The organism is Ruegeria sp. YTSC199, from assembly GCF_059609725.1.
On sequence record NZ_JBXWMF010000011.1, the window covers coordinates 124,631 to 150,929 of the forward strand.

The window sequence follows — 26,299 nt, forward strand, 5'->3', positions numbered from 1 at the left end:
ACGGAACAACCGGAAGCTTACACCTCATGGCTTTTGAGACGATCATCGTCGAAATCGAAGACCACGTCGCACTTATCAAGCTCGACAGACCCGATGCAATGAATGCGCTGAACGCACAGCTCACGCAGGAGCTTTGCTCGGCGCTTGAAGATGCGGACCAGAACGACAAGGTGCGTTGCATCATCATCACCGGCTCGGACAAGGCCTTTGCGGCTGGCGCGGATATCAAAGAGATGTCCACGATGAGCTTTGTCGACGTCTACGCGTCCAATCTGTTCGGTGATTTCAATGATCGAATCTGTGCGATCCGCAAACCGATCATTGCCGCCGTTTCCGGTTACGCGCTGGGCGGCGGGTGCGAGCTGGCGATGCTGTGCGATTTCATCATTGCCGCTGACACCGCCAAGTTCGGCCAGCCAGAAATCAATCTGGGCGTCATTGCCGGTTTGGGGGGCACGCAGCGCCTGACCCGCTTTGTCGGCAAGTCCAAGGCGATGGACATGAACCTGACCGGCCGTTTCATGGATGCCGAAGAAGCTGAACGTGCCGGGCTGGTCAGTCGGGTGGTTCCGGCCAAGAAGCTGGTGGAAGAGGCGATTGGGGCAGCCCACAAGATCGCTGAGAAATCCCAGCTGAGCACGATGGCCGCCAAAGAAGCCGTCAACCGCAGCTATGAAGTTACGCTAAGCGAGGGCCTGTTGTTCGAACGCCGCGTCTTTCATTCCATGTTTGCAACCGAAGACCAGAAAGAAGGTATGGCCGCGTTTCAGGAAAAACGCGCCGCCCAGTTCCGCGATAAGTAAGGCGCACGCGGGGGATCGGAACAGGCGGGCCGGGCCCGCCTTTTTCATGCCTGCTATGCACAATGAAAGAATCGGCTTGGCAAAGCCTGCAATCTTGGATAACTAGCGCCGCTATACATGCGCGTGCGGCCCGCCTGGCCCGACTCACACCCGTGAATCTGATCCGGTGCGGATAATCCGTGACGCGTAACCGAATATAACCGTACCGAACGAAGGTCAGAAACACATGGCAAATTCGCCTCAGGCTAAAAAACGCGCGCGTCAGAACGACAAGCGTTTCGCAATCAACAAAGCACGCCGCTCGCGCATCCGCACCTACCTGCGCAAAGTAGAAGAAGCGATCGCGTCCGGCGACAAAGACACAGCAACCGCAGCTCTGCGTGCGGCTCAGCCCGAACTGATGCGCGGCGTCACCAAAGGCGTCTTCCACAAGAACACCGCATCGCGCAAAATGTCGCGTCTGTCGGCCCGGGTCAAAGCACTGGGTTAAACTCGTGGGTTGACCTTAGGTCAACATTTCACGGTTGAATTGTTCTCAAAAGCGCCACAATTCGTGGCGCTTTTTTTGTGCTGTTGCCTGAAAGCCGCGCCTTCACGAAGTCGAGAGATTCTTTCGGCGAAAGACCCGAGTCAACATCAGAGTTTCGTTGCCGTACGCCTTGGCCTCTTGCTACCACTAAGTCAGCGATTCACTCGCTTGGGGGGACAGGCTGTTTCATTGATCAAACTGACGGGCATCAGGTTGATCGCGAAACGAATGTTGGCAAACGGACACTGCTCGTTTGTTGATCTGCTAAAGGTCTTTGGGTGACCGAAGATCTGAGCCCTGTCTAAAAAATTGTTTGCGATGCGCAACCCGGCATACGGGGCGCCCTGTATTTGGGTGTCCAGTTGTCAAGCTGTGCTGAACATTGGGGACAGCCTCGCCAAACTTACGTGGTTTGGCGTGAGGGTACCCTATTGCGAGTGTAAGCAAAATAACCGGGTAACCGGAATTGGGTAATAAGGCCGGCAGGCCAATAAAGAATGGGATGCGTGAGGCGCTTGATGACACAAGAGAAATGGGGACAACTGCGTAACAAATTGCTCAAGGCGGTCGGCAAGAACAACTACACCACCTGGATCGAACCTCTTGAATTCCAAGAGCTACAGGATGGAGTGGCGGTGTTCTCGGTACCGACCAATTTCATGGGCAACTATGTGAGCCAGAATTTTGCGGATCTCATTCTGTATGAGATGAACACCGCCGGGGAATCGGTGCAGCGACTGGCCTTTCGCGTCGCCGCCAATTCGCCGGTGCGACCGTCCAACGAACCCAAGCCCGCATCCGCGGCTGCACAGGACACGCCGCAACCCCAATCTTTGTCGCAGCAGGCCGAGTCGACAAATGACGCATTGGAATCGCTGCAGGCCGCGCCATTGGACTCCCGTTTCACATTTGACAGCTTTGTGGTCGGCAAGCCCAACGAACTGGCCCATGCTGCTGCGCGCCGTGTCTCGGAAGGTGGTCCCGTCACTTTCAATCCGCTGGTTCTGTATGGCGGTGTCGGTCTGGGTAAAACCCACCTGATGCACGCCATCGCATGGGAGTTGAAAACCAAGCGGCCCGAGTTGAACGTGCTGTATCTGTCGGCAGAGCAGTTCATGTATCGTTTTGTGCGGGCCCTGCGTGAACGCCGGATGATGGACTTCAAGCACTTGTTCCGCTCGGTCGATGTGCTGATGGTCGATGACGTGCAATTCATCGCCGGCAAAGACTCGACCCAGGAAGAGTTCTTTCACACCTTCAACGCGCTGGTGGACCAGAACAAGCAGATCATCATCTCGGCGGACCGCGCCCCGGGCGAGATCAAGGATCTGGAAGACCGCGTGAAGTCGCGCCTGCAATGCGGTTTGGTTGTGGACCTGCATCCGACCGATTACGAACTGCGTCTGGGCATCCTGCAGAACAAGGTGCAGCATTACAGCAGTACCTATCCTGACCTGACCATCGCCGACGGCGTGCTGGAGTTCCTTGCTCAACGCATCTCGACCAACGTTCGCGTGCTGGAAGGTGCGCTGACGCGCCTGTTCGCCTTTGCCTCGCTGGTGGGGCGTGAGATCGACATGGAACTGACACAGGATTGTCTGGCCGACGTACTGCGTGCATCCGAGCGCAAGATCACCGTCGAAGAGATTCAGCGTAAAGTGTCGGACTATTACAATATCCGCCTGTCAGACATCATTGGCCCCAAACGCCTGCGGTCTTATGCCCGCCCGCGTCAGGTGGCGATGTATCTGTGCAAGCAGCTCACCAGTCGCTCGCTGCCCGAGATCGGCCGCCGCTTTGGCGGGCGTGATCACACTACGGTCATGCATGGTGTCAAACGCATTGAAGAGTTGAAAACCACCGACGGTCAGATTGCCGAAGACGTGGAAATGCTGCGCCGCGCGCTGGAAGCCTGAAGCTTACCTCAAGCCCCTCAGGATACGCCCCGGACCTTCGTGCCCGGGGCTTTTTTGTGCGCTATAGCCCACGGTTGCGCGTCAACTGTGCCCGCACGGCCACGCGGCCCTTGACGCATTGGACGTTCCGACCCAGAAAACCGTAAAAAATCCTTGTACCTCAGGGTGGAACCGCTAACGTGCCAGTCCCGCCCATGTCGGTACGCAAGTCAGAGGAACTGAGGGTATGAAGATCAGCATCGAACGCGGCACCCTTCTCAAGGCCGTTTCCCAGGCCCAATCTGTTGTCGAACGTCGCAACACCATCCCGATACTTGCCAACGTGTTGATCGAGGCCGAAGGCGATCAGGCCATGTTCCGCGCCACCGATCTGGATATCGAAGTGGTCGACAAAGCCCCGGCGCAAGTTGAGAAGGCAGGTGCTACAACCGTGGCGGCAACGACGTTGCATGAGATTGTGCGCAAACTGCCGGACGGTGCGCTGGTGACTCTGACCGCTGACAGCGCCGCTGGGCGTCTGACGGTTGAAGCGGGCCGGTCGAACTTTTCTTTGGCGACGCTGCCTAAAGAGGATTTCCCGGTGATGGCGTCCTCTGAGTATCAATCCAACTTCACGGCGTCGGCGGCACTGCTGCGGCGCCTGTTTGATAAGTCCAAATTTGCGATTTCCACCGAAGAGACCCGGTATTATTTGAACGGTGTCTACATGCATGTGGCCGATGGTTCCGAAGGCGGCAAGGTGTTGCGCTGCGTGGCCACGGATGGCCACCGACTGGCCCGCATCGACGCTGACCTTCCGGACGGAGCCGCCGACATGCCGGGCGTCATCGTGCCGCGCAAGACCGTGGGTGAGCTGCGCAAGCTGCTGGACGATGATGAGATGGATATCGCTGTCTCAGTCAGCGAAACCAAGGTGCGTTTCGCGACGCCCGATATCACGCTGACCTCGAAAGTAATCGACGGCACCTTTCCCGACTACACACGGGTGATTCCGCAGGGCAACACCCGCCAGCTGGAAGTGGACGCTGCTGAATTCGCGCAGGCCGTTGACCGGGTTGCTACGGTCTCGTCCGAGCGTTCGCGCGCGGTGAAGCTTCAACTGGACGCCGACAAGCTGGTTCTGTCGGTCAACGCACCGGACAGTGGTGCCGCCGAAGAAGAGCTGGCCGTGGCCTATGGTGATGAGCGTTTGGAGATTGGGTTCAACGCCAAGTATCTGCTGGAAATCGCCAGCCAGGTGGATCGTGAGAACGCGGTGTTCCTGTTCAACTCGGCGGGCGATCCGACCCTGATGCGCGAAGGCAATGATCTAAGCGCGGTTTACGTTGTCATGCCGATGCGCGTCTGATTTGACCCTGCGGGGTGATCCTTAACGAAAGGGAGGGGTCATGAGTTTGGCCCTGACCGAACTTACGGTCTCACATTTCCGGTCCCATAAACTGGCACGGTTGTCTTTGGATGGGCGGCCAGTGGCGATTCATGGGCCAAACGGGGCCGGGAAGACCAACATCCTGGAAGCGGTTTCTCTGTTCTCGCCCGGTCGCGGGTTGCGGCGGGCGAGCGCGGCGGAGATGACCCGGCGGCCCGAGGTGCTGGGCTGGAAACTGTCCGGCCTGCTTAACGCGCAGGGCCAGAACTATGAGATTGAAACGTGGTCCGAGGGTGGCGCCGCGCGTCAGGTCCGGATTGATGGCAAGGCCGCCAGTCAGATTGATCTGGGCAAACTGGCGCGGGTGGTCTGGCTGATCCCCTCGATGGATCGCCTGTGGATCGAAGGGGCCGAAGGGCGGCGGCGGTTTCTGGATCGCCTTGCGCTGAGTTTTGATCCCGCCCATGCCGAGGCGTCTCTGACCTATGAAAAATCCATGCGCGAACGGAATCGCTTGTTGAAAGAGCAGGTGCGGGATGCGCATTGGTATGCGGCGCTTGAAGGGCAGATGGCCGAAACCGGCCATCGCATTCACACCGCGCGTTTGGCGGCGTTGGATCACCTACGCGCGGCGCAGGAGCGGGCGGAAACCGCCTTCCCTTCAGCGGATCTGGAATTGGTGCAGACCGAAGGTGCGATGCCTGAGGCGGCGGACGATCTGCGCGAGGCGTTGAATGAAAGCCGGTTTCGCGATCTGGCCGCGGGGCGCACGCTGGTCGGGCCGCACCGGTCGGACCTCTACGGGGTATTCTCCGCGAAAGGGGTTCCGGCAAAGGATTGCTCGACCGGAGAACAGAAGGCGCTGCTTGTTTCCCTGATCCTGTCAAATGCACGGGCGCTGGCGAGTATGGTGGGCGCGCCGCCGATCGTATTGCTGGATGAGGTGGCCGCGCATCTGGATGCCGGGCGACGTGCTGCGCTTTATGATGAAGTTTGCGCGCTGGGAGCTCAGGCCTGGATGACGGGTACTGGGCCTGAACTTTTTGCTGAATTGGGGGACCGAGCCCAAACGCTGATGGTTACCGAAGGCGATGAGGGCTCGGTCGTAAGCTCTTAGGCCGGTTCGTTGACTTTGCGTTTCCAAAGCAGGGGATGGAAAACTTCGTCAACCGGCGTTTGCGCCATGTGGTTCACGTAGTTCGACATGGTTTTCTGGGCAAGACCCAGAACGACGTCCAGAACCGCACGGTGCGCATAACCGGCGTCAAAGAAGGCCTGCATCTGTTCTTCGGATGGATTGCCGCGGGTTTCCATCACTTGCAGGGTAAAGGTGCGCAACGCCTCAAGCTTGGCCGAGGGTAACGGGGTTTCGTTGCGCAGGGCCTCGGTGATCTCATCCGATACTTTCATCATCTTAGCGATGCCAGTGTGGGCGGGCACGCAGTAGTGGCACTCGTTTTCCACATTGATGGTCTGCCAGACGACGGTTTTTTCGTCATTGTCGAAATCGGTCTGAAGGAACAAGCCGTGCAGTACCTGGTAACCTTCCAGGTGCTGCGGGCTTTCGGCCATAACCTTGTGCAGGCCGGGCAGGCGACCGAAAGCGGCCTGAGATTTCTCGAGCAGCGGTTTGGACTCTTCGGGGGCGGATTCAAGGTCATGAGACGGGAAATTGGCCATGTCGGAACTCCTGTTTTTGGCGCGATGAATCGTATTTAGGGTTTCTTGAGTGATCACTCAAGTATATATTTGAGCGAACGTTCAAGAATTGGTAAAGACAATGCCCCGCAAACCTTCCTATGACCGCGACACACTGATCGCGCAGGCCCGTGACATCTTCTGGCGTCACGGCTGGGCCGGAACGTCACTGAAGGATCTGGAGCGCGAGCTGAAACTGAAGCCGGGCAGCTTCTACGCGGCGTTCGGGTCGAAAGATGCGCTCTACGGTTTGGCGTTGGAGCGGTATGCGCAGGACGGGGTCGCAAACATAATGGCATTGGCAGAGGAATTGGGCCCGCTTGGTGCGCTCAAGGCACAGCCGTTTCGTGTGGTCGAAGCGTCCAGTTTGCCAACCAAAGCCTGCATGTTGGCCAAGACCTATGCCGAATTGCAGGCCAAAGATCATGATCTGGCTGGTCAGGCTCGCGCTCATATGGTCGCGATGAAAACCTGTTTCGCAGACCTGTTTCGTCGCGCGCAAGAGGCCGGAGAGATCGCCCCCAACCACGATCCGGATCGCCTTGCCACGCGGTACCAATCCGACCTTCTTGGCCTGCGGTTGTCAGCAGAACGCGATGATGTGAACGCGGTGGAAATCGCCGAGGATATCGCGGCAGACCTCGATCGGCTTTGATCGGTAAATTTAGCCGATCAGAACCACAAAATATTGGGGGAGCGCGTGACAATCCCCCCCAGAAAACGTATAAGTTACCAAAATAATATAGGTACTGACGGCATGTCCGAAGACGCACAGGCACCCCAGGAATACGGTGCAGATTCCATTAAAGTTCTCAAAGGGTTAGAGGCAGTTCGAAAGCGCCCTGGTATGTATATCGGGGATACGGACGATGGCTCGGGTCTGCACCATATGGTGTATGAGGTCGTTGACAATGGTATTGACGAAGCGCTGGCCGGTCACGCGGACCATGTAACCGTCAAAATCCACGCGGATTCCAGCGTTTCTGTCAGCGACAATGGCCGCGGAATTCCCGTCGATATTCACCCCGAAGAAGGTGTGTCCGCGGCAGAAGTGATCATGACCCAACTGCATGCTGGCGGCAAGTTCGACAGCAATTCCTACAAGGTGTCCGGCGGTCTGCACGGCGTGGGCGTTTCGGTGGTGAACGCACTGTCCAACTGGCTGGAATTGCGTGTCTGGCGCAATGGTAAGGAGCACGTTGCGCGGTTCGAAGGTGGTGAGACGGTCGAGCATCTGAAAGTTGTCGCTGAATGCGGTGATCGGACCGGAACCGAAGTGCGGTTTCTGGCGTCGTTGGATACATTCTCAAACCTGGAATATTCATTCGAAACGCTGGAAAAGCGTCTGCGCGAACTGGCCTTCCTGAACTCGGGTGTACGGATCATTCTGATTGATGAACGCCCGGCAGAACGGTTAGAGACCGAATTGTTTTACGAAGGCGGCGTCAAGGAATTCGTCAAGTACCTGGATCGCTCCAAGACCTCCGCGATGCCCGAACCGATCTACATCAAGGGTGAGCGCGACGATATCGGTGTCGAAATCGCAATGTGGTGGAATGACAGCTATCACGAGACAGTCCTGCCCTTCACCAACAACATCCCACAACGCGATGGCGGAACCCATATTGCCGGTTTCCGCGGTGCGCTGACCCGGACCATCAACAATTACGCCCAGACCAGCGGGATCGCGAAAAAGGAAAAGGTCAGCTTTACCGGCGACGATGCGCGCGAGGGTCTGACCTGTGTGTTGTCGGTCAAAGTCCCCGACCCTAAATTCTCGTCCCAGACCAAGGACAAGCTGGTGTCATCCGAAGTGCGCCCTGCAGTCGAAGGTCTGATGAACGAAAAGCTGGCTGAATGGTTCGAAGAAAATCCGAACGTGGCCAAGATTATCGTCGGCAAAATTATCGAAGCTGCTCTGGCCCGTGAAGCCGCCCGCAAGGCGCGCGAGCTGACCCGCCGCAAAACGGCGATGGATGTGAATTTTCTGGCTGGCAAGCTCAAGGATTGTTCGGAAAAAGATCCGACCAAAACCGAAGTCTTCCTGGTTGAGGGTGATTCCGCAGGCGGATCAGCGCAAACGGGCCGCGATCGGCAAACTCAGGCAATTTTGCCTCTCAAGGGTAAAATCCTGAACGTCGAACGTGCACGGTTTGACCGGATGTTGTCATCTCAGGAAATCGGCAACCTCGTCATGGCGCTGGGCACCGGGATCGGGCGAGACGAGTTCAATATCGAAAAACTGCGCTATCATAAAATCGTCATCATGACCGATGCGGACGTCGACGGTGCGCATATCCGGACATTGCTGTTGACGTTTTTCTACCGACAGATGCCTGAGCTGATTGAGGGCGGTTATCTCTACATCGCCCAACCGCCGCTTTACAAAGTGGCGCGCGGAAAATCCGAAGTGTACCTGAAGGATCAGGCCGCGATGGATGAATACCTGGTCAACCAAGGTGTCGAAGGGGCAGTTCTGAAGCTCGGTTCTGGCGAAGAGATCCTGGGTCAGGATCTGACGCGCGTTGTCGACGAAGCGCGTCAGTTGAAGCGCGTCTTGGACGCCTTCCCAACCCATTATCCACGCCACATCCTGGAACAGGCCGCCGTTGCAGGTGCCTTTGTGCCAGGCGCGGTTGATGCGGATTTGCAAGGCGTTGCAGACAAAGTCGCCGCGCGTCTCGACCTGATTGCGCTGGAATACGAACGCGGTTGGCAGGGCCGGATCACGCAGGATCACGGAATTCGCCTGGCGCGCATTCTTCGCGGTGTCGAAGAGGTGCGTACATTGGACGGTCCGATGCTGCGTTCGGGTGAGGCGCGCAAGACCGGCAGCTTTACCCAAAGTCTGCAAGAGATCTACAACACCCCGGCAACGCTGGTCCGTCGCGACCGGTCGCAGGCAATTCACGGCCCGCTGGATCTGTTGCGCGCCATTCTGGAAGAAGGTGAAAAGGGCTTGTCACTGCAACGGTATAAGGGGCTGGGTGAAATGAACCCCGATCAGCTTTGGGAAACCACGCTGGACCCGGATGCCCGCACGTTGTTGCAGGTGCGTGTCGATGATATGGTCGAAGCCGACGATCTGTTCACCAAGCTGATGGGTGATGTGGTCGAGCCGCGCCGCGAGTTCATCCAACAAAACGCACTGAGTGTCGAAAACCTAGATTTCTAGCCGGTTGTAGGATTTCCCATAATCGTTCGTGATGCCCGTAATCGTTCGCGAACCTACTGTGGCCAGTTTTGTTAGTTTTGTGAGTAGCCACAACTATCACCGACGTAACCTTGCAAAAGGAAAGACCCACACTTCGTATGAAATTTCTCGCTGGGCTGTACCCCAATGTCGATTGCGGGCGGATTCCAGTCATTCTCTGCACTCGCAAAAAACTGATACCAGACGCCGAAAGCCGACATTGAAATTGTCGGAATTTCGAGCAGTATTCCATAGCGTCGCAAGTCCAATGCGAGCCCAAGTCTGCCAACTCTATTCGGAGTTCAATGCATAGTTAGACAGGAACATGACTGTGGGCCATTTGCAACGCTGTGACGTACTTCCAATAGAGCCGAGGAAGGGCATTTATTTCGGCTGAAATCGGTCGTGTTCGTCTGCCGCATCAATTTTCTGAGGGTGCTGATGGACCATGCGTTGAAAGATCGAAGTCAAAGTCCTCGCTATAATTCGCGCTCATGAACATCACGAACCGGTCGTGGAAATGTCGGGTGTGAGCATGTGCCAACTTATCGGCCTGCAACACATCCCTGTCGCGAATTGCATCAATCATGTCGTAGTGATCCGGGCTAAGGAGGTGGTCCGTTGCGGAAGCTTCCAAATAGTCGAAATGCATATGTAGAATACGTCGGCCTTCAGCAAGAAGCTGGCCATAGGCGCGCTCGAGATAGGGATTTCTGCCTGCAGCGGCGATCACCATATGGAAGTCATAATTTGTTGCCGACATTTCAAGATAGTTGTTCTCGCTGCAAGCGCGATCAAAGGCTTGGGCCTTTTCCGTCATTTTTTGAATTTCGCCCTCGGTCCGGTTTTGCGCCGCCAGACGCGTATTGATCCGCTGAAGGAAATCCAATGCTTCGACATAGCGGGGAAAGCCCGCAAAATCAATTGGTGCCACCAGGGTTGAACGGTTCGACAGCATCACCACCAGACCTTCGGCGGACAAACGAACCAGCGCTTCACGTACGGGCGAGCGTGACATGGCGAATCGTTCCGACAGGCTGGTCTCGTCCAACGGTGATCCCGGTTTCAGATCGAGGGTCAGAATCTCGCGTTTAAGCTCATCATAAACGAACTTCGATCCACGACCTTTGGCGTGTCGCTGAGGAAGCTGTTGTGAGTCAACCATTTTATCTTTGTCCCTAACGTTAATCCTGGCGATCTCAATCCGGTCGTAATGAAGTTTTTATTGACATGTCGTCATAGTGTCGACAAAAAAGTTGCAGACAAAATGTCGACACAGGGAGGAAATCATGAAATTTGCCAAGGCGATTGCATCATCTTCGATGGCACTGATTACGGCTTCTCAGATGGCACATGCTCAAGTTGCCGAGGACAGCCGCCTGAATACGGTTCTCGAACGCGGGTCGCTGCTGTGTAGTGGTCACAACGGATCTTTCCTTGGATTTGCTGAAGTGGATGATCAGGGCAACTGGCGAGGCGTGGATATCGATCTGTGCAGGGCTCTGGCTGCCGGTCTGTTTGGTGCGTCCGAAGGGAACCTCGAGATTGTTCCCATCAGTTGGGCTCAGCGTTGGCCGTCTCTTCAATCCGGTGACATTGACGTCGTCATTAAAGTGTCTGGTTGGACCCAAAGCCGGGATACCGAATTGAATCTGGCCTATAGCCGCCCGTATTTCATCGGGGCATTCCAAACCATGACCCGCACAAATCTGGGTGCCAATTCGATGGCGGATCTTGCCGGGGGTACAATCTGCGTCGCGGCAGGCACCTCGACCGAGCGTGCCACTGCAACGTATCTCGACACCAAGCAGATTGATGCCGAAATGCTGACCTTCGAGAACGGCGACGAGTTACGCAACTCGTATTACGAAGGCCGCTGTGACGGGCTTGTGGAATGGGCACCCAGCCTTGCCGCAGGGCGTGTTGATGCACCTGACGGCGCTGATGCTCACGTCATTCTGCCCGACGTCATCGCTCTGGAAGCGGAAGGCATTATTGTCCCTGAGGGTGATCCGGATTGGCTGGACGTTCAGAACTGGATGCTGTCTTCGCTCTGGTTCGCTGAAATGGAGGGGATCACTTCAGAGAATGTCGACGAAGTGCGTGCCGACCCGCCATCCTCGACGGTTAGCACCTTTCTGGGCGTGAACCCGGGTTATGGCGCGCGTCTGGGTCTGCCGGATGATTGGGCCTACAACATGATCAAGGAAGTCGGCAACTTTGCCGAAATCTATGAGCGCAACATCGGGTCTGGTTCTCCCTACAACCTGCCGCGTGGGATCAACAATCTCTATAACGCGGGCGGTGTCTTCTATCCGATGATCATCGACTAAGTCGTCGGTGCGTTCTGGGTGCAGCCTTCGGGCTGCATCCGTTTCCCACCAGGTCAAGCGGGGAGAAGCTGATGCAAGCGCTCATCAAAAACAGACGGGTCAGGGACGCGGGGCTGCAATTCGGCTTTGTCGGCGGGATCCTGGCAATGCTGGTGATCATGGTTCTGGTCGGTCGCACCAACCTTGAGGCCCAAGGTCTGACCTCAGGGTTCGATTTCCTTGAACGGGCAACTGGTTGGCGTATCAGCTTTTCCCTTATCGACTACAGCACCAACTCCACCTACGCGCGGGCAATCCTTGTTGGCATTCTCAATTCACTGTTCCTCGGCGCTATTGCGCTGCCAATTGCCACTGTCGTTGGGATCGCGGTGGGCGTAATGCGCACATCGGGTAACGGGATGGCTGAGCTGGTCGGTACCACATTTGTCGAACTGTTTCGCAACGCACCGCTGATCCTGCAGCTATTGTTCTGGTATACGTTGTTGTTGGGCCTGCCGAGCCCACGCAATGCAGAACCTATTCTGGGCAGTATCGCCTTGACCGGCCGCGGTATCTATGTCCCAGGTCTCAATGTCACCGGTGGTTCGGTTTTCGCGTCGATCATTATCCTCGTCTCCGCCTTTGCGTTGGCGCTTTGGCTGGGTGTCAAGCGCTGGCCGGATATTCATCTGCGGCAGGCCAGTAAAGAACGAAAGCTACTGTGGTCTGTGGCGTTGATCTCTGCCGTTGCCGCGATGTGGTTTGGGCGCCTTCCTGAAACGCCGCTGGTCAGTATTCCCGAAGCGGCCGGACTGAATTACCGCGGGGGAATTCGCATTTCGCCGGAACTGATGGCCTGTCTCATTGCCATTGCGGTTTACGGTGCGGCTTATATTGCCGAGATCGTGCGCGCAGGCTTCAATGCCATCCCTAAAGGCCAGTCTGAGGCCGGGCGCGCCCTTGGATTGTCGCCTTGGTATATCTTCAGTCGTATTCGCCTACCACTGGCGATCCGGATCGTGATGCCGACGCTGATCAACCAGTATGTCTGGCTGTTCAAAGCGACAACGATTGGTATCGCCATCAGCTTCACCGATTTCTTCATGGTCATCAGTACGGCCATCAACCAATCGGGTCAGACGCTGGAGTTGATCGCGATCCTGATGGGGGGGTTTCTGATCATCAATTATTCGATGGCTTGGGTTCTGAATCGCGTGAACGACGCGATCAAGCTCAAAGGCACACAGCTGAGGATCTGAGCGATGACTGATCTTCCAATTCAGAACACTCCGACCGTCAGCGCAATCAAAAAGCACTATTTCGCCACGCCGCTGAACAGTGCAATCACCGTCCTGCTTGCGGCATTCACGGCCTGGGTTTTGTGGAGCCTACTGAACTGGGCGTTCCTCGACGCGATCTGGGGATACGGGAAGAACGAAGAATGCCGCGCGCACGAACACGGGGCCTGTTGGTCCTTTGTGGCAACCCGCTGGCGCATTGTGCTGTTCGGCCTTTACCCGTTCGAAGAACAATGGCGATCGGCGCTGGCCTGCCTCGTCATGCTGGTGGTCGCCATCCTGTCCTGTATCCCGGTTTTCTGGAGTGCCAAACGACTGCCTGTACTATGGATCGTGGGGTTTGCGACGTTCTACATTTTGATGCGCGGCGGCGTCTTCGGTCTGTCGCCAGTGGTCGAGCGCGATTGGGGCGGTTTATCCCTGACGGTTTTCATTTTCGCCGCCGTTTGCCTGTTAGGTATGCCCTTGTCGATCATCTTTGCTCTGCTCCGCAGGTCAGAGCTACCGTGGATCGCCAAAACCATGGCGCTGGTGATTGACGTGATCCGGTCGCTGCCCCTGCTGTCGATCATGTTCACCTTTGCCATCGTCCTGCCGTTTGTACTGCCGGACTGGGCGATCGGCGACAAACTGTACCGCGTGATCATTGGCTATGCGATCTTCTTTGCCTGCTATCAGGCCGAGATCATACGTGGCGGGATGCAAGCTATCCCGGTCGGTCAGGAAGAGGCCGCCAAAGCCCTTGGTATGGGGTATTGGCACCGGATCGGCTATGTCGTTATGCCGCAAGCGTTTCGCAACGCTCTGCCACCGACGATTAACCAGTTCGTTATCACGTTCAAAGAAACTTCGCTGGTCACGATTATCGGCTTCTTCGACATTCTCGCTTCAGGCCGCGCTGCGGCAGGTACGGCCGATTGGAGCTTTGCAACGATCGAGATGTACGTGTTCGTCGGGCTCCTCTTCTTTGTCTTCGTTTTTTCACTGTCCCGCTATGGCGCTTATCTGGAACGCCGTATGAGCGTTGGCAGCCGCTGAGGAGAATTGCACATGTCAGACCAAGCCATCTCCATTCGTGCCATGAACAAGTACTACGGCGAATTCCATGCGCTGAAAGACATCGATCTTGATGTGGGTCGCGGTGAGAAAGTGGTGATTTGCGGCCCTTCCGGGTCAGGCAAATCGACGCTGATCCGGTGCATCAATCGGCTGGAGGAACATCAGGCCGGGACCATCGAGGTCAACGGCATCCCGCTGGACGACAATGTCGACAACATCGACGAAATCCGCCGCGAAGCGGGAATGGTATTTCAGAACTTCAATCTGTTCCCGCATATGACCATTCTTGAGAACTGCACCCTGGCCCCGACGCTTGTGCGCAAGCAGTCTCGGGAAGAGGCCGAAGAAACTGCCATGTCCTACCTGGAGCGTGTCAAAATCCCAGAGCAGGCGCATAAATATCCCGGCGAGCTTTCTGGAGGACAGCAGCAACGTGTGGCCATTGCTCGCGCTTTGTGTATGGCACCTGAGATCATGCTGTTCGACGAACCGACATCAGCGTTGGACCCGGAAATGATCTCAGAAGTGCTGGATGTAATGGTCGGCCTCGCCGAGGAAGGTATGACCATGGTTTGCGTAACACATGAGATGGGCTTTGCCCGTCAGGTTGCTGATCGGGTGATCTTCATGGCGGACGGGCAAGTCATCGAACAGGCGCCACCCACTGAGTTTTTCGACAATCCTTCAAGCGAACGCACCAAGACATTCCTGGGCCAGGTCCTGGGTCACTGATCAGAGAATATGATGCAAATGGACTCCCACGATATATCCACTCATGACGCGGAAGTTGACGCACGCAACGACGCGCTGCTGATCTACGTGAATGGCGAGCTTGTACCCAAGGATGAGGCCAAGATTTCGGTTTACGACAGCGGGTTCATGCTGGGTGATGGTATGTGGGAAGGTCTTCGGTTGTACGATGGTAAATGGGCCTTTTTTGACGAACACATGGACCGCCTGTTCAATTCTCTCAAATCGGTCTCGATTGATATCGGCATGGGGCCTGAAAGTGTGCGAGACCTCCTCGACCGGACGGCAGCCGCCAATGGCATGGCCTCGGACGCCCATTGCCGCCTGATGATCACGCGTGGACGCAAGGCGAAACCGTTTCAACACCCGGGTCTCAGCAGGTTCGGGCCCACAATTGTTGCCATCGTGGAGCACTCAAAACCTGCCGAAGGTTTGCAATCGCGCGGCATTCGGCTGGCCACCGTACCACAGGTTCGTGGCCTTCCCACCAGCCAGGACCCGAAATTCAACAGCCATTCCAAACTGAACTGCGTGATTGCTTGCTTGCAGGCGGAACAGGCCGGGGCGGATGAGGGTCTCATGCTGGACCCGCATGGTTTTGTGAATACGACAAACGCCTGCAATTTCTTCATCGTCCGTCGGGGCGAGGTTTGGACCTCGACCGGAGATTACTGCATGAACGGTGTTACGAGGGCCAAAGTCATCGAACTTTGCCACCAGAATGACATTCCGGTCTTCGAAAAGAACTTCTCGCTCTATGAGGTCTATGGTGCGGACGAGGCATTTCTGACCGGTACATTTGGCGCCCAGACACCGGTTGCTTCAATCGACGGCAAAGATATCGGCAAAGAGGGGGGGGCAGGCCCAATTACCCATCGCATCCGGGCGCTCTACAAAGATCTCGTCGCTCAAAACGTAGCGAGCCAGAAATCCCAGCGCGGGGTGACCTGATGAAGCCCAATATCATCCTGTTCATGGTCGACCAACTGACCTCATTCGTGCTGAGTGCCTATGGGGGAACGGTTTGCAAATCGCCCAACATCGACGCGCTTGCGGCGCGGGGCACGGTGTTTGAGAACGCCTATTGCCCCTATCCGCTCTGCGCGCCATCACGCTTTGGGATGATGGCCGGGCGTTTGCCGTCTCGCATCGGCGCCTATGACAACGGGTCCGAGTTTGCCGCTTCTACACCGACATTCGCCCACTACCTTCGACTGAACGGCTACTACACCTGCATATCTGGCAAGATGCATTTCGTCGGACCCGATCAATATCACGGGTTCGAAGAACGGCTGACCACCGAAATTTACCCAGCCGACATGTCCTGGACGCCGCATGCCGATTTCCGCGACTACAACAAAGATGAGGAGCGCGCCTATACATTTGGCGTCTCGACAATCGACACGGTGCGTGATGCAGGTCCGGTCGCCCGTTCGATGCAGATTGATTACGACGAAGACGTCATTCATCACGCAGTGCGCGAGCTTTACACCCGCGCGCGCAGTGATGACGACCGGCCCTTCATGATGACGGTCTCGTTGACGCACCCGCATGATCCCTATGTGATCACCCGCGAATACTGGGATATGTACGCGGATGCTGAGATCGACGCCCCACGCGTGCCCCATATTCCGGTCGATCAGCGCGATGCGCACAGCCAGTCGCTGTACTATCATTACGGTCAGGACAAATGCGAACTGAGCGATGCCGACTACCGGAACGCGCGGCGCGGCTATTACGGCATGATATCTTATGTAGACGATTTGTTTGGGCGGCTGACACAAGCGCTTGAGGACAGCGGATTTTCCAAGAACACGGTAGTTGTTTTTGCCTCGGACCATGGAGACATGATTGGAGAGCGGGGCATGTGGTTCAAAAAGACCCTGTTCGACCCTGCCATTCAGGTGCCGTTGATCATCGCGCATCCCGAGCACACCGCCGGTCGCGTGTCTGCCCCTGTATCCTTGTTAGACATCTTCCCAACGCTTTTGGATATCAGCGGGATCGGTGTCGACGCGATACGAACACCAATTGAAGGTCGTAGCCTGATGTCCGCGTTACGGGGTGAACCACTGAACGGTCCGGTTTTTTCTGAGCATATCGACGGCGGCACATCTGCTCCGCGCGTTTGCATCCGCGACGGAACCAAGAAACTGGTGATTTCCCGCGCCTATCCACCGCAACTCTACGACCTCGCCACGGACCCGCTGGAACAGGCTAACATTGCTGGGCAGGGCGATCCTGACGAGACCAGGCTGGCACAATTGGCTGAAGAAACGTGGCCATTGGATACGCTGCTGGACGATGTCATCGCCAGCCAGGTGGCGCGTAACCTGATCGACAAAGCGCTGTCTACAGGGCGGGAAGAGATTTGGGATTTCACACCCCGACCGCTCACCCAGAACACAAACTATGTCCGCCGCGGCGACGTGTTTCCAACCGTCGAACGGCGTGGCTACCTCCATTATGACAAAAAACAGGACTCTAACTCATGACCTGCAACGTAAAACTCTCTGGTATCATGCCAGCTCTTGTCACGCCGTTCGACGCGGACAACAAAATCGACTTCGGAGCTTTTGAGAGACTACTGATCCATTTCCGCGAGGCCGGTGTAACCGGTTGGGTTCCCAACGGTTCGACCGGCGAGTACTTCAGTCAGTCGACCGAGGAACGGCGTCAAGTTCTGCAGTTTGTAAAGGACTTCGCCAACGACGACGAAGTTCTGATCGCTGGCACCAACGCCCCTGGCACACGCGAGGTGATCGAACAAACTGCTATTGCCAAGGAAATTGGCTACGACAATGTTCTTCTGGCGCCACCATTCTATACGCGACCAACGCAGGACGAACTGATCAACCACTACGAAACCGTGCTGGCCGAGGTGGATGTTAATCTGGTGCTCTACAGCTATCCGGCCAAGGACGGTTCGGACATTTCGTTCGAACTGATGGATCACTTCGCTGACAACCCACGGGTCATTGGCATCAAAGAGAGTTCCGGTGTGTTGCAGCGTGCAATTGAAATCGCCTCTCGGTACGAAGGGAAAATCCAGCTCATTTCCGGTTCGGATGACATCGCTTTGGATTTCATGTTCTGGGGTGCGGAGAGTTGGATTTGTGGTCCGTCAAACTTCCTGGCCAAAGCGTGTTGCGATTTGGATCGCGCCTACAGGGCGGGCGAATTGGCAAAGGCCAAGGAGATCATGGCCAAGCTGTATCGAGCCATGAACATCCTCGAAAGCGGTAAGTTCGTACAAAAGATCAAATATGGTTGTGAGCTGCAGGGTTTGCCGGTCGGTGAGTGTCGCGCTCCTCTTGGACCACTTACCAGCGAAGAGAAGGCAGCGCTGAAAGAAGCACTGGAGCCGATTCAAGCCATGTGATCCCCGCATTCGGGTCAACCTCGGCTGGCCCGAACCGGAATTCTTGGTGTGAGCCATGAGGACAACCACTGTGACATCTACAATCGTCGTCGGTGCCGGTGTTATCGGCGCTGCCATCGCCTACGACCTGCAGAAGCGGGGCCGAAAGGTGATCTTGATCGACAGGGATGCTCCCGGCTCGGGGGCATCCTTCGGCAATATGGCGTCGATCGCAGTGACCGAGTTCATGCCTGTCGCGCGCCCTTCTACCTGGAGGCAGATACCCGGTTGGATGATGGATTCGGAAGGTCCGATCCGGGTCAGCCCCAGCTATATGCCACGCCTGATCCCGTGGTTTTTCCGTTTTCTGGCGGCCAGTCGCCCGTCGGCTGTCCGGAAACTGGAAGCCGCGGGGGCGGTTCTCTGCGAGCGCTCACTTGCTGATACGGAGACGCTGATGACAGAGATCGGCATGGAAGGTGAGCTGTCGCAGACCGGTTGCCTCTCCCTTTATGCCGATGAGGCCGAATTCCAGGCGGATCGTGAGCGCATTGATATGCTGGATCGGTTCGGCTTCGACTATGAAGTGTTGGATGCAGCAGCCATCCGAACGCGTGAACCTGAGATCTCAGACCGGATCACCAAAGCGGTTCTGTTGCCGGACAACCGAACCGTGGCTGATCCCTACAAAGTCGTGGAACGGCTGGTTGAACGGTTCGAAGGCGCGGACGGTATCGTGCGTCGGGCGGATGTGACCGGGTTTGAACGCGGTGAGCGGATCACGGGCGTTCGCTTGGGTGCGGAACTCGTCCGGGCAGACGAGGTGGTTCTGTGCGCGGGTGCCTTCACGGCGCGACTGTCTAAACTGTTGAATGAGCCGATGCCGCTGGAGACGGAACGTGGGTATCACACCCACATCATGTCACCCGGGATTGAGATGGCGCATTCTATCATCTGGCCCGCCAAGGCTTTCATGGTCAGCCCGACGGGAGGCGGCATCCGCGTGGGAGGCACAGTCGAAATGACCGGGTTGGATGCCGCGCCGGACTACCGCCGTTCCAAGATTACCGTGCGCCGGGCGCGCGAGGCCTTGCCGAATTTGCAGGTGAAAAACTTTACCGAGTGGATGGGGCACCGCCCTGCCTTCCCCGATACCATCCCCGTGATGTCGGCCTCAGCCAAAACCCCCGGGGTTTACTATGCTACGGGACATGGCCACCTCGGCCTGACCTATGCTGCGACCTGTGCCCATTTGATGGGAGAACTGATCACCGGGGGTCGTCCCGCAATCGATGTGTCCCCATACCGAATTGACCGTTTCTGAAGGAGCCCTTCGTATGCAAAATCAACTGTTCATCAATGGCGCATGGGTTGCGCCCGCATCCGGTCAAATGTTTGACGTGGTTGACCCGTCGGACCGAAGTGTCTTCCATCAAGTTGCCGCCGGCGGCGCTGTCGACGTTGATGCTGCCGTGAAAGCAGCGCGGGTCGCTTTCGACAAGGGACCATGGCCGCAGATGAGCGGTGCTGAACGGGCTGCCATCTTGCGCAAGATGGGTGATGAGATTGCGGCCCGCACCGATGAACTGGCGCGCATGGAAGTGCGTGACAATGGTAAGCCGTTGCCTGAAGCCGTCTGGGACATTGAGGACACCGCAGGCTGTTTTCATTTCTATGCCGATTTGGCGGAACGGTTCGACAACAGTGCCGAGCAGGAAATTGCGTTGTCGATGGATGAATTCAAGTCCAAAGCAGTCAAGGAGCCGGTGGGCGTTGCCGGGGCAATCATTCCGTGGAACTTTCCGATGCTCATGGCGGCGTGGAAAGTTGCTCCGGCTCTGGCAGCTGGGTGCACCATGGTTCTTAAACCCTCGGAACTGACCCCGCTGACAGCGCTGGAACTGGGCGGGATTGCACAAAAGGCGGGGCTTCCCGAAGGAGTCCTGAATATCGTGACGGGCTTCGGCCCTGATGCGGGCCAACCCCTGACAGAACATCCCGGCGTCGACAAGCTGGCATTCACCGGCTCTGTCCCAACCGGATCGCGCATCATGGCCACCGCCGCCCAGGACATCAAAACCATCTCGCTGGAATTGGGTGGCAAATCCCCGATGGTAGTGTTCGAAGATGCCGACATCGCCGAGGCAGTGGAGTGGATCCTGTTCGGTATCTTCTGGAACCAGGGTGAAGTCTGCTCGGCAACCAGCCGGGTTCTGATTCACGAAGAAATTTATCCAGCGCTGATGGAGCGGCTCGTCGAAGAAACTGGCAAGATCAAGATCGGTCACGGATTGGCCGAGGGTGTGTTGCTTGGACCGCTGGTCAGCCAATCGCAACATGAGAAAGTGCTGGCGGCCATCGAGAAAGGGAAGAATGAAGCCACCCTTGCTGCTGGCGGCGGTGTGCCAGACGGGTTGGAACATGGCTGCTATGTTGAGCCAACTATTTTTACAGACGTGCCCACCGACGCGTGGATATGGAACGAAGAGATTTTCGGCCCCGTTGTTTGCATTCGTAAATTTGCGACGGAAGAGGAGGCAATCGAACTGGCCAATGGCTCCCGCTTCGGTCTTGGCGCGGCCGTTCTTTCTAACGATCCGGATCGTGCCGAACGCGTTGCACGCGCCTTCCGAGCCGGGATTGTCTGGATCAATTGCTCACAACCGACCTTCACCGAAGCCCCCTGGGGCGGCTACAAACAATCCGGCATTGGTCGCGAGCTGGGGGAATTGGGCTTCAACAATTACCTCGAGATCAAGCAGATCACTACCTATGATCGCTCCAAACCTTGGGGCTGGTACATCAAGGAGTAATTCCCATGCGGTGGAAACGAACGCTGCAGACGGTTGACGTTCACTGCGCTGGTGAGATCGGTCGGGTCATAACCGGAGGTTTTCTCGACATCCCTGGCGATACGATGGCCGCTAAGCTGGCTTACATCAATGAGGTCGATGACACGTTGCGCCGCTGGCTTTGCTCCGAGCCGCGTGCGGCTGCAAATCATTCCTTTGTGCTGATCCCGCCAGCCTGCCATCCAGACGCTGATTTTGGAATGATCGTGCTTCAAAATGATCAGGCCCACGCCATGTCCGGGTCAAACTCGATGTGTGCTGTGACTGCCATTCTGGAAACGGGCATGATGGAGATGGTCGAGCCAGAAACCGTAGTGACTCTGGATACGGCTGCCGGGTTGGTGAAAGCTACAGCCACGTGTAAGGGCGGCAAGGTCACGGGTGTGAGCCTGGACATGCCGCCGTCATTCGTGGCGATTTCCGAAGGAAAGATCGATACACCGAAATGGGGCCTCGTAACTTACGATTTGTGCTACGGTGGTGTTTTTTATGCTTTGGTTGATGTGGAGCAGATCGGTTTGGACATCACGCCAGAGAACGCGCGGAAACTGGCGGAGCAAGGGGTCAGGCTTCGCAATATGATCGCTGCTCAGACAGAAATCGCGCATCCTGAAATCCCCGAAGTGCATGGCTTGGCCTATGTCATGTTCCGATCCCGCGACCAAGATGGCGCCGTGCGGACCTGCACAACTCTGAAACCGGCGCGCGCTGATCGCTCACCCTGCGGAACAGGCACTAACTCCACCATGGCTGTGCTGCATGCCAAAGGTGAAATCGCGAGGGGAGACAAGATTACAACCCGTTCAATCATCGACGGAGAGTTTAGTGCTGAACTGATGGGTGAGACGCAGATCGGCCCCTACCAAGGGAGCCGCGTTCGGATTACGGGCCAGTGCTGGATTTATGGCATGTCCCAGATCGGGCTTGATCCGAGCGACCCGTTCCCGAGTGGGTTCATCCTGTCTGACACTTGGGGAGAGTGACGCTGTGAAACTTGGGTTCATCGGAGCCGGAGTGATTACTGAGGCAATTGTCCGGGGGCTATTGCGGGCAAACTACCCGGCAACCGAGATTCTTGTTTCCGTGCGGACCCGAGAGATATCAGCTCAGCTGGCCCAACTGTCTCCGTTGGTGCGTGTTTGCGAAGAAAACCAGTCCATCGTGGATGACGCCGACATCTTGTTTTTGGCCGTCCGTCCGCAACACGCCGAAGAAATCCTGGCGCCCCTGCAGTTCAAACCTGACACGCAGTTGGTCAGCCTGATGGCTACGATATCGCTGCACCAATTGCACGATTGGACACACCCGTGCGCTTCTTTGTGTCGGGCCATTCCGTTGCCATCGGTTGCCGACCTGACGGGCGTAACGGCAATCTTTCCACCAACACCCGATGTGGAAGAACTGTTCAGCGCGATTGGAGCATCGGTGCCTGTCGAGACAATTGAAGCGTTCGATGCCTACGCCGTCGCCAGCGCAATGATGGGACTATATTTTGGTATATCCGAAGCTGCTACACAGTGGATATCCGCCCAGGGCACCAGCTATGACGACGCACGTGCCTATTTGGCGGCGATGTTCCAGGGGTTGGCCGATACCGCAAGTGAGGCAACCGACAAAAGCTTCGAGGATCTGCGCTTGAGCCATACGACGACCGGCGGCCTCAATGAGCAGCTGTTTCAAGTGTTCGCAGAGGAAAATGGTACGCAAGCTCTGGACCGTGCTTTTGAACGTGTCGCGAGCCGCATACGAGCCATGCACTAAGCAGCTTGGTTGCCTTTAATGGCCAGTTTAGCTCTGCGCGATTAGCCAATCCCGCACGATGGACACAAGAACTGGATTGCGTGGTTCCCTTGGCGCTACGATGTAGTAACCTTCCTCAGTTTGCAGCGAAAACGAAAAGGGCTGGCACAAGCGGTTCTCACACAGGTCGTCTTCGACCAGAGCCCGGTTTGTCAGCGCAACGCCCTGGCGGGCAATCGCGGCGTCGATCGCCAGTGAGGTCTGGCTGAAGTTCATCGTCTTGATGTCGGCGACGGGGATATCGCCCAAGGCTGCTTCCAGAAACACGGGCCAATAGCCATGCGTGTCTTCCAACAAAACGTGATGTCGCAAGTCCATTGGTGACCGGACCGCATTCGCGCCCGTCGTCAAATCGGGGTGGCAGACGGCAATCACTTCCGAAGTGAACAAAGCGTCGGCGAGTAACCCAGGCCCAAATGGAGGTTTGCCTTGCCTGATGGCAATATCGATTCCGTCATTCTGAAAATTCGCCAGTGTATTAGAGGCATCCATGCGAATGCGGATATCAGGATGCTCTGATGCAAATTCTCCAAGCCTGGGCACCAGCCATCTTGTTGCGAACGAGGGTGTAGAACTGATTGTCACCACCGCGTCCTTGGGCGCAAGGTTCTCAGTGGCTTCGGCGATCATGTCGAAGGCCCTGCGCAGAGGTGGCAGGTACCGGCGCCCTTCATTCGTCAGCGCCAATCCCCGGGCGTGACGGTCGAAGAGTTTGATTTTAAGTAAGTCTTCGAGGGCGCGAACCTGTTGGGCGACTGCGCCTTGAGTCACGCCCAACTCTTCGGCTGCTCGCCTAAAATTGAGATGCCGGCCAGACGCCTCAAAGGCTTTTAAGGAGTTAAGCGGGGGCATGTCGCGCATAAACAGTTACCAGTAATGGATGTAGTTTTCCTACACACTTAAAGCAGAATAACTGATTAGTCAAAACTGTGTCGATAACCCATCTTGGAAACAAGAAAGAACTGATCAATTCCGAGGAGAATGCAAATGGCCGACAAAAAAGTGGCAATCATCATTGGCGGCGGCAGCGGCATGGGGGCCGACAGCGCCCGTCGCCTCGCAGCTGACGGTTTTAACGTCGCCATCCTGTCGTCTTCAGGCAAGGGCGAAGCCCTGGCCAAGGAGCTGGGCGGTATCGGCATGACCGGAACCAACAAGTCCAGCGAAGACATGCAGAAGCTGGTCGACGCCGTAATGGAAAAATGGGGCCGTGTAGATGTGCTGGTCAATTCGGCTGGTCATGGCCCACGGGCGCCTGTTCTCGAGATTAGTGATGAAGACTGGCATGAGGGTATGGAAGTCTACTTCCTGAATTCCGTGCGTGCGACTCGCATCATCGCCCCGATCATGATCGAACAGAAATCGGGTACCATCATCAACATCTCGACCTTTGCGGCCTTTGAGCCCGACCCGGTCTTCCCGACGTCGGGTGTGATGCGTGCCGGTCTTGCTGCCTATACCAAGCTGTTTTCCGACAAGTACGCTGCGGACAACGTGCGCATGAACAACGTACTGCCGGGTTTCATCGACAGTCTTCCAGAAAACCCCGATTGGAAAGCCCGCATCCCTTTGGAGCGATACGGCAAGAGCTACGATGAGATCGCAGCAACCGTCGCCTTCCTGGCGTCAGAGGGCGGAGCATACATCACTGGTCAAAACATCCGCGTCGACGGCGGTATCACTCGTTCTGTTTGAGGCGGCATCCAAAGGAAACATGACATGACCATGAAACCGACTTCCCACGACAAATTGTTCAAAATCGAACTTCCGCAGGTCGCTGCAACCCCAAAACACGACAACTATGATGTTGTCATCATCGGTGGCGCGACAATGGGGGCCTGCACCGCGTGGTTCCTCGCCTCGAACCCTGATTTCAAGGGCCGTGTCCTAATCGTCGAGCGAGACAAGAGCTATTTGCAGGCGCAAACTGCCGCATCCAACAACTGCATGCGGCAGCAATTCGCAAATCCGATCAATGTGAAGATCGGTCAATACGCGGCCGAGTTCGTGCGCAATTTCCGCGAAAATCTGGGCGGGGACCCAAAGATCCCTGAACTGGGCATTCGCAACTTCGGATATCTCTATCTGTCCGACGGGCCGGAACTGACCAAAGTCTTGCAGCGTGATCAATCCGTCCAGGCGGAATGTGGCGCAGGGACCAAAATGGTCACGCCGGATCAGATCGCTGCGGCGTACCCGTTCTACTACCTTTCCGACATCGAATCCGGCAGCCTCAACACCGTCGACGAGGGGTATTACGATGCGCCTCTGATGGTGGAATGGCTGCTGCGCAAGTCCATCGAAAACGGTGTCGAATTCGTTGAAAACGAGGTCGCTGCAATTGGACGTGAAGGTGACAAGGTGACCAGCGTTACTTTGGCCTCCGGTGAAACTGTGAAAGCCGGCCATGTTGTCAACGCATCGGGTACCCGCGCTGGAAAGGTGGCGGACATGGCTGGTCTGAAGCTCGATATTCAACCCAAGCGCCGCTATACCTTCATCTTTAAGGCAAAAGAGCCGTTGGATCGCGATCTGCCACTGACCATTGATCCGACCGGGGTGCATTTTCGGCAGTTCGGGGATAATTACCTGGTTGGTTGCCCGCCGCTTGGTGAAGATGCAACTGTCGGCGTTGAAGATTTCTCGGCCGAGGAAACCATCTGGGAAGATAAGGTACATCCCATCATCTCGAACCGTATCCCGCAGTTCAAAGACGTCGAGGTTGTCGACTTCTGGATGGGGCACTACGACTTCAACACGTTCGACTACAACGTTGTCATCGGTCCCCATGATGAAGTGTCGAATTTCCACTTCACCAACGGGTCGTCAGGCCACGGCTCTCAGCAGGGGCCTGCCGTCGGTCGCGGTGTCGCTGAGCAAATCATCTATGGCGAGTTCCGTAGTCTCGATCTATCGCCATTCCTGTTTGAGCGCTTCGCCAAGGGTGAGCGGGTCATTGAGCGAGCGGTGATCTGATCGAAAAGGGCAGCGCTGGCAGAAATTGCCAGGGCTGTTCTGCATTTTTCCGATCTTGCACCCGCGGCGAAGGTCCGGAATGAGGGTCGCAATCGCAGCATCGAAAGTAGACCGTGAACGTCTCCTTTGGGCCGTCCGTTTCAAAAAGATTTTGTGCTTAAGATGCTGGCGGGCACATAACTTCGATCAAGGAAGGGCCGTCACGTGATAGCCCCGCGGAAAGGGCTTTTACAAAGCCATCGGTGTCTTCAATTCGTAATCCGGGAACCCCATGCCCTTTAGCGGGTCTTGTCAGAAGAACTTGAGTTGAGCGGGGTAGGGGTGTTGCGTAGCTTTTGCCCATGACCAGACCCGCCTCTTTCAAATACTTCAAAACCAGTCCC

24 protein-coding genes are annotated in these 26,299 nt (G+C 56.4%); 20 read left to right on the forward strand and 4 right to left on the reverse strand.

The genetic code is table 11. The features are described 5' to 3' along the window. Nucleotides 1-26: 26 nt before the first annotated feature. The 5 genes from acuK to recF all read left to right on the forward strand — a co-directional run bounded on the left by acuK (nt 27) and on the right by recF (nt 5,734). Complete coding sequence (gene acuK / locus AC2FEE_RS12685) at nt 27-803, forward strand: acryloyl-CoA hydratase (protein WP_496865684.1); 777 nt, start codon at nt 27-29, stop codon at nt 801-803. Nucleotides 804-1,029: 226 nt separating this feature from the next. Next, a complete protein-coding gene (rpsT, locus tag AC2FEE_RS12690) occupies nt 1,030-1,293 on the forward strand; it encodes a 30S ribosomal protein S20 (protein WP_496865685.1) in 264 nt (87 codons plus the stop codon). 557 nt (nt 1,294-1,850) lie between these two features. Then, the gene (gene dnaA, locus AC2FEE_RS12695) at nt 1,851-3,248 is read left to right on the forward strand and encodes a chromosomal replication initiator protein DnaA (RefSeq protein WP_496865686.1); all 1,398 of its coding nucleotides are present in this window, start codon (nt 1,851-1,853) and stop codon (nt 3,246-3,248) included. A 226-nt stretch (nt 3,249-3,474) separates the two neighbouring features. Beyond that, entirely contained in the window at nt 3,475-4,596 is a 1,122-nt protein-coding gene (gene dnaN, locus AC2FEE_RS12700) for a DNA polymerase III subunit beta (protein ID WP_170491164.1), read from the forward strand. Nucleotides 4,597-4,636: 40 nt separating this feature from the next. Further along, nucleotides 4,637-5,734 (forward strand): DNA replication/repair protein RecF, encoded by a 1,098-nt coding sequence (recF, locus tag AC2FEE_RS12705; protein ID WP_496865687.1) that lies wholly within the window; start codon nt 4,637-4,639, stop codon nt 5,732-5,734. Here recF and AC2FEE_RS12710 read toward each other — a convergent pair. Next, nucleotides 5,731-6,297, reverse strand: a complete 567-nt coding sequence (locus AC2FEE_RS12710; RefSeq protein ID WP_496865688.1) for a carboxymuconolactone decarboxylase family protein — start codon at nt 6,295-6,297, stop codon at nt 5,731-5,733. The two genes, recF and AC2FEE_RS12710, sit on opposite strands and share 4 nt — an antisense overlap. A gap of 100 nt (nt 6,298-6,397) precedes the next feature. Between AC2FEE_RS12710 and AC2FEE_RS12715 the strand changes: the two genes are divergently transcribed. Further along, a complete protein-coding gene (locus AC2FEE_RS12715; protein ID WP_496865689.1) occupies nt 6,398-6,970 on the forward strand; it encodes a TetR/AcrR family transcriptional regulator in 573 nt (190 codons plus the stop codon). Nucleotides 6,971-7,072: 102 nt separating this feature from the next. After that, nucleotides 7,073-9,490 carry a DNA topoisomerase (ATP-hydrolyzing) subunit B gene (gene gyrB, locus AC2FEE_RS12720; protein WP_496865690.1) on the forward strand — a complete coding sequence of 806 codons (2,418 nt, stop codon included), beginning with the start codon at nt 7,073-7,075 and terminating at the stop codon, nt 9,488-9,490. A gap of 439 nt (nt 9,491-9,929) precedes the next feature. Here the strand turns inward: gyrB and AC2FEE_RS12725 are convergent, their stop codons facing one another. Further along, a complete protein-coding gene (locus AC2FEE_RS12725; RefSeq protein ID WP_496865691.1) occupies nt 9,930-10,673 on the reverse strand; it encodes a GntR family transcriptional regulator in 744 nt (247 codons plus the stop codon). Nucleotides 10,674-10,797: 124 nt separating this feature from the next. Between AC2FEE_RS12725 and AC2FEE_RS12730 the strand changes: the two genes are divergently transcribed. The 11 genes from AC2FEE_RS12730 to AC2FEE_RS12780 all read left to right on the forward strand — a co-directional run bounded on the left by AC2FEE_RS12730 (nt 10,798) and on the right by AC2FEE_RS12780 (nt 22,901). Further along, complete coding sequence (locus AC2FEE_RS12730; RefSeq protein ID WP_496865692.1) at nt 10,798-11,841, forward strand: transporter substrate-binding domain-containing protein; 1,044 nt, start codon at nt 10,798-10,800, stop codon at nt 11,839-11,841. Nucleotides 11,842-11,912: 71 nt separating this feature from the next. Further along, nucleotides 11,913-13,079 (forward strand): amino acid ABC transporter permease, encoded by a 1,167-nt coding sequence (locus tag AC2FEE_RS12735; RefSeq protein WP_496865693.1) that lies wholly within the window; start codon nt 11,913-11,915, stop codon nt 13,077-13,079. 3 nt (nt 13,080-13,082) lie between these two features. After that, complete coding sequence (locus tag AC2FEE_RS12740) at nt 13,083-14,156, forward strand: amino acid ABC transporter permease (protein WP_496865694.1); 1,074 nt, start codon at nt 13,083-13,085, stop codon at nt 14,154-14,156. Nucleotides 14,157-14,168: 12 nt separating this feature from the next. After that, nucleotides 14,169-14,909 carry an amino acid ABC transporter ATP-binding protein gene (locus tag AC2FEE_RS12745; protein ID WP_496865695.1) on the forward strand — a complete coding sequence of 247 codons (741 nt, stop codon included), beginning with the start codon at nt 14,169-14,171 and terminating at the stop codon, nt 14,907-14,909. 18 nt (nt 14,910-14,927) lie between these two features. After that, the gene (locus AC2FEE_RS12750; RefSeq protein WP_496865714.1) at nt 14,928-15,878 is read left to right on the forward strand and encodes an aminotransferase class IV; all 951 of its coding nucleotides are present in this window, start codon (nt 14,928-14,930) and stop codon (nt 15,876-15,878) included. Further along, nucleotides 15,878-17,422, forward strand: a complete 1,545-nt coding sequence (gene betC / locus AC2FEE_RS12755) for a choline-sulfatase (RefSeq protein WP_496865696.1) — start codon at nt 15,878-15,880, stop codon at nt 17,420-17,422. Before AC2FEE_RS12750 ends, betC begins: the two co-directional genes overlap by 1 nt. Continuing rightward, nucleotides 17,419-18,309 carry a 4-hydroxy-tetrahydrodipicolinate synthase gene (gene dapA / locus AC2FEE_RS12760; RefSeq protein ID WP_496865697.1) on the forward strand — a complete coding sequence of 297 codons (891 nt, stop codon included), beginning with the start codon at nt 17,419-17,421 and terminating at the stop codon, nt 18,307-18,309. The genes betC and dapA overlap by 4 nt, the downstream gene beginning before the upstream one ends. Nucleotides 18,310-18,379: 70 nt before the next feature. After that, complete coding sequence (locus AC2FEE_RS12765) at nt 18,380-19,612, forward strand: NAD(P)/FAD-dependent oxidoreductase (RefSeq protein WP_496865698.1); 1,233 nt, start codon at nt 18,380-18,382, stop codon at nt 19,610-19,612. 13 nt (nt 19,613-19,625) lie between these two features. After that, nucleotides 19,626-21,101, forward strand: coding sequence for an aldehyde dehydrogenase family protein (locus AC2FEE_RS12770; RefSeq protein WP_496865699.1), 1,476 nt, complete (start codon nt 19,626-19,628; stop codon nt 21,099-21,101). Nucleotides 21,102-21,106: 5 nt separating this feature from the next. After that, entirely contained in the window at nt 21,107-22,123 is a 1,017-nt protein-coding gene (locus AC2FEE_RS12775; protein ID WP_496865700.1) for a proline racemase family protein, read from the forward strand. A 4-nt stretch (nt 22,124-22,127) separates the two neighbouring features. Further along, nucleotides 22,128-22,901: a pyrroline-5-carboxylate reductase gene (locus AC2FEE_RS12780; RefSeq protein ID WP_496865701.1), complete on the forward strand. Its 774-nt coding sequence runs from the start codon at nt 22,128-22,130 to the stop codon at nt 22,899-22,901. A 27-nt stretch (nt 22,902-22,928) separates the two neighbouring features. Here the strand turns inward: AC2FEE_RS12780 and gcvA are convergent, their stop codons facing one another. After that, nucleotides 22,929-23,801: a transcriptional regulator GcvA gene (gcvA, locus tag AC2FEE_RS12785; RefSeq protein WP_496865702.1), complete on the reverse strand. Its 873-nt coding sequence runs from the start codon at nt 23,799-23,801 to the stop codon at nt 22,929-22,931. 126 nt (nt 23,802-23,927) lie between these two features. On the opposite strand from gcvA, the gene AC2FEE_RS12790 reads away from it, so the two are divergent. Both AC2FEE_RS12790 and AC2FEE_RS12795 read left to right on the forward strand, forming a co-directional pair. Further along, entirely contained in the window at nt 23,928-24,635 is a 708-nt protein-coding gene (locus AC2FEE_RS12790) for an SDR family oxidoreductase (protein ID WP_496865703.1), read from the forward strand. Between the two features lie 24 nt (nt 24,636-24,659). After that, nucleotides 24,660-25,916, forward strand: coding sequence for an NAD(P)/FAD-dependent oxidoreductase (locus AC2FEE_RS12795; RefSeq protein ID WP_496865704.1), 1,257 nt, complete (start codon nt 24,660-24,662; stop codon nt 25,914-25,916). A 157-nt stretch (nt 25,917-26,073) separates the two neighbouring features. On the opposite strand, the gene AC2FEE_RS12800 is transcribed toward AC2FEE_RS12795, so the two are convergent. Next, on the reverse strand, nt 26,074-26,299 hold a 226-nt coding region (locus tag AC2FEE_RS12800; RefSeq protein ID WP_496865705.1), incomplete at its 5' end, for a hypothetical protein.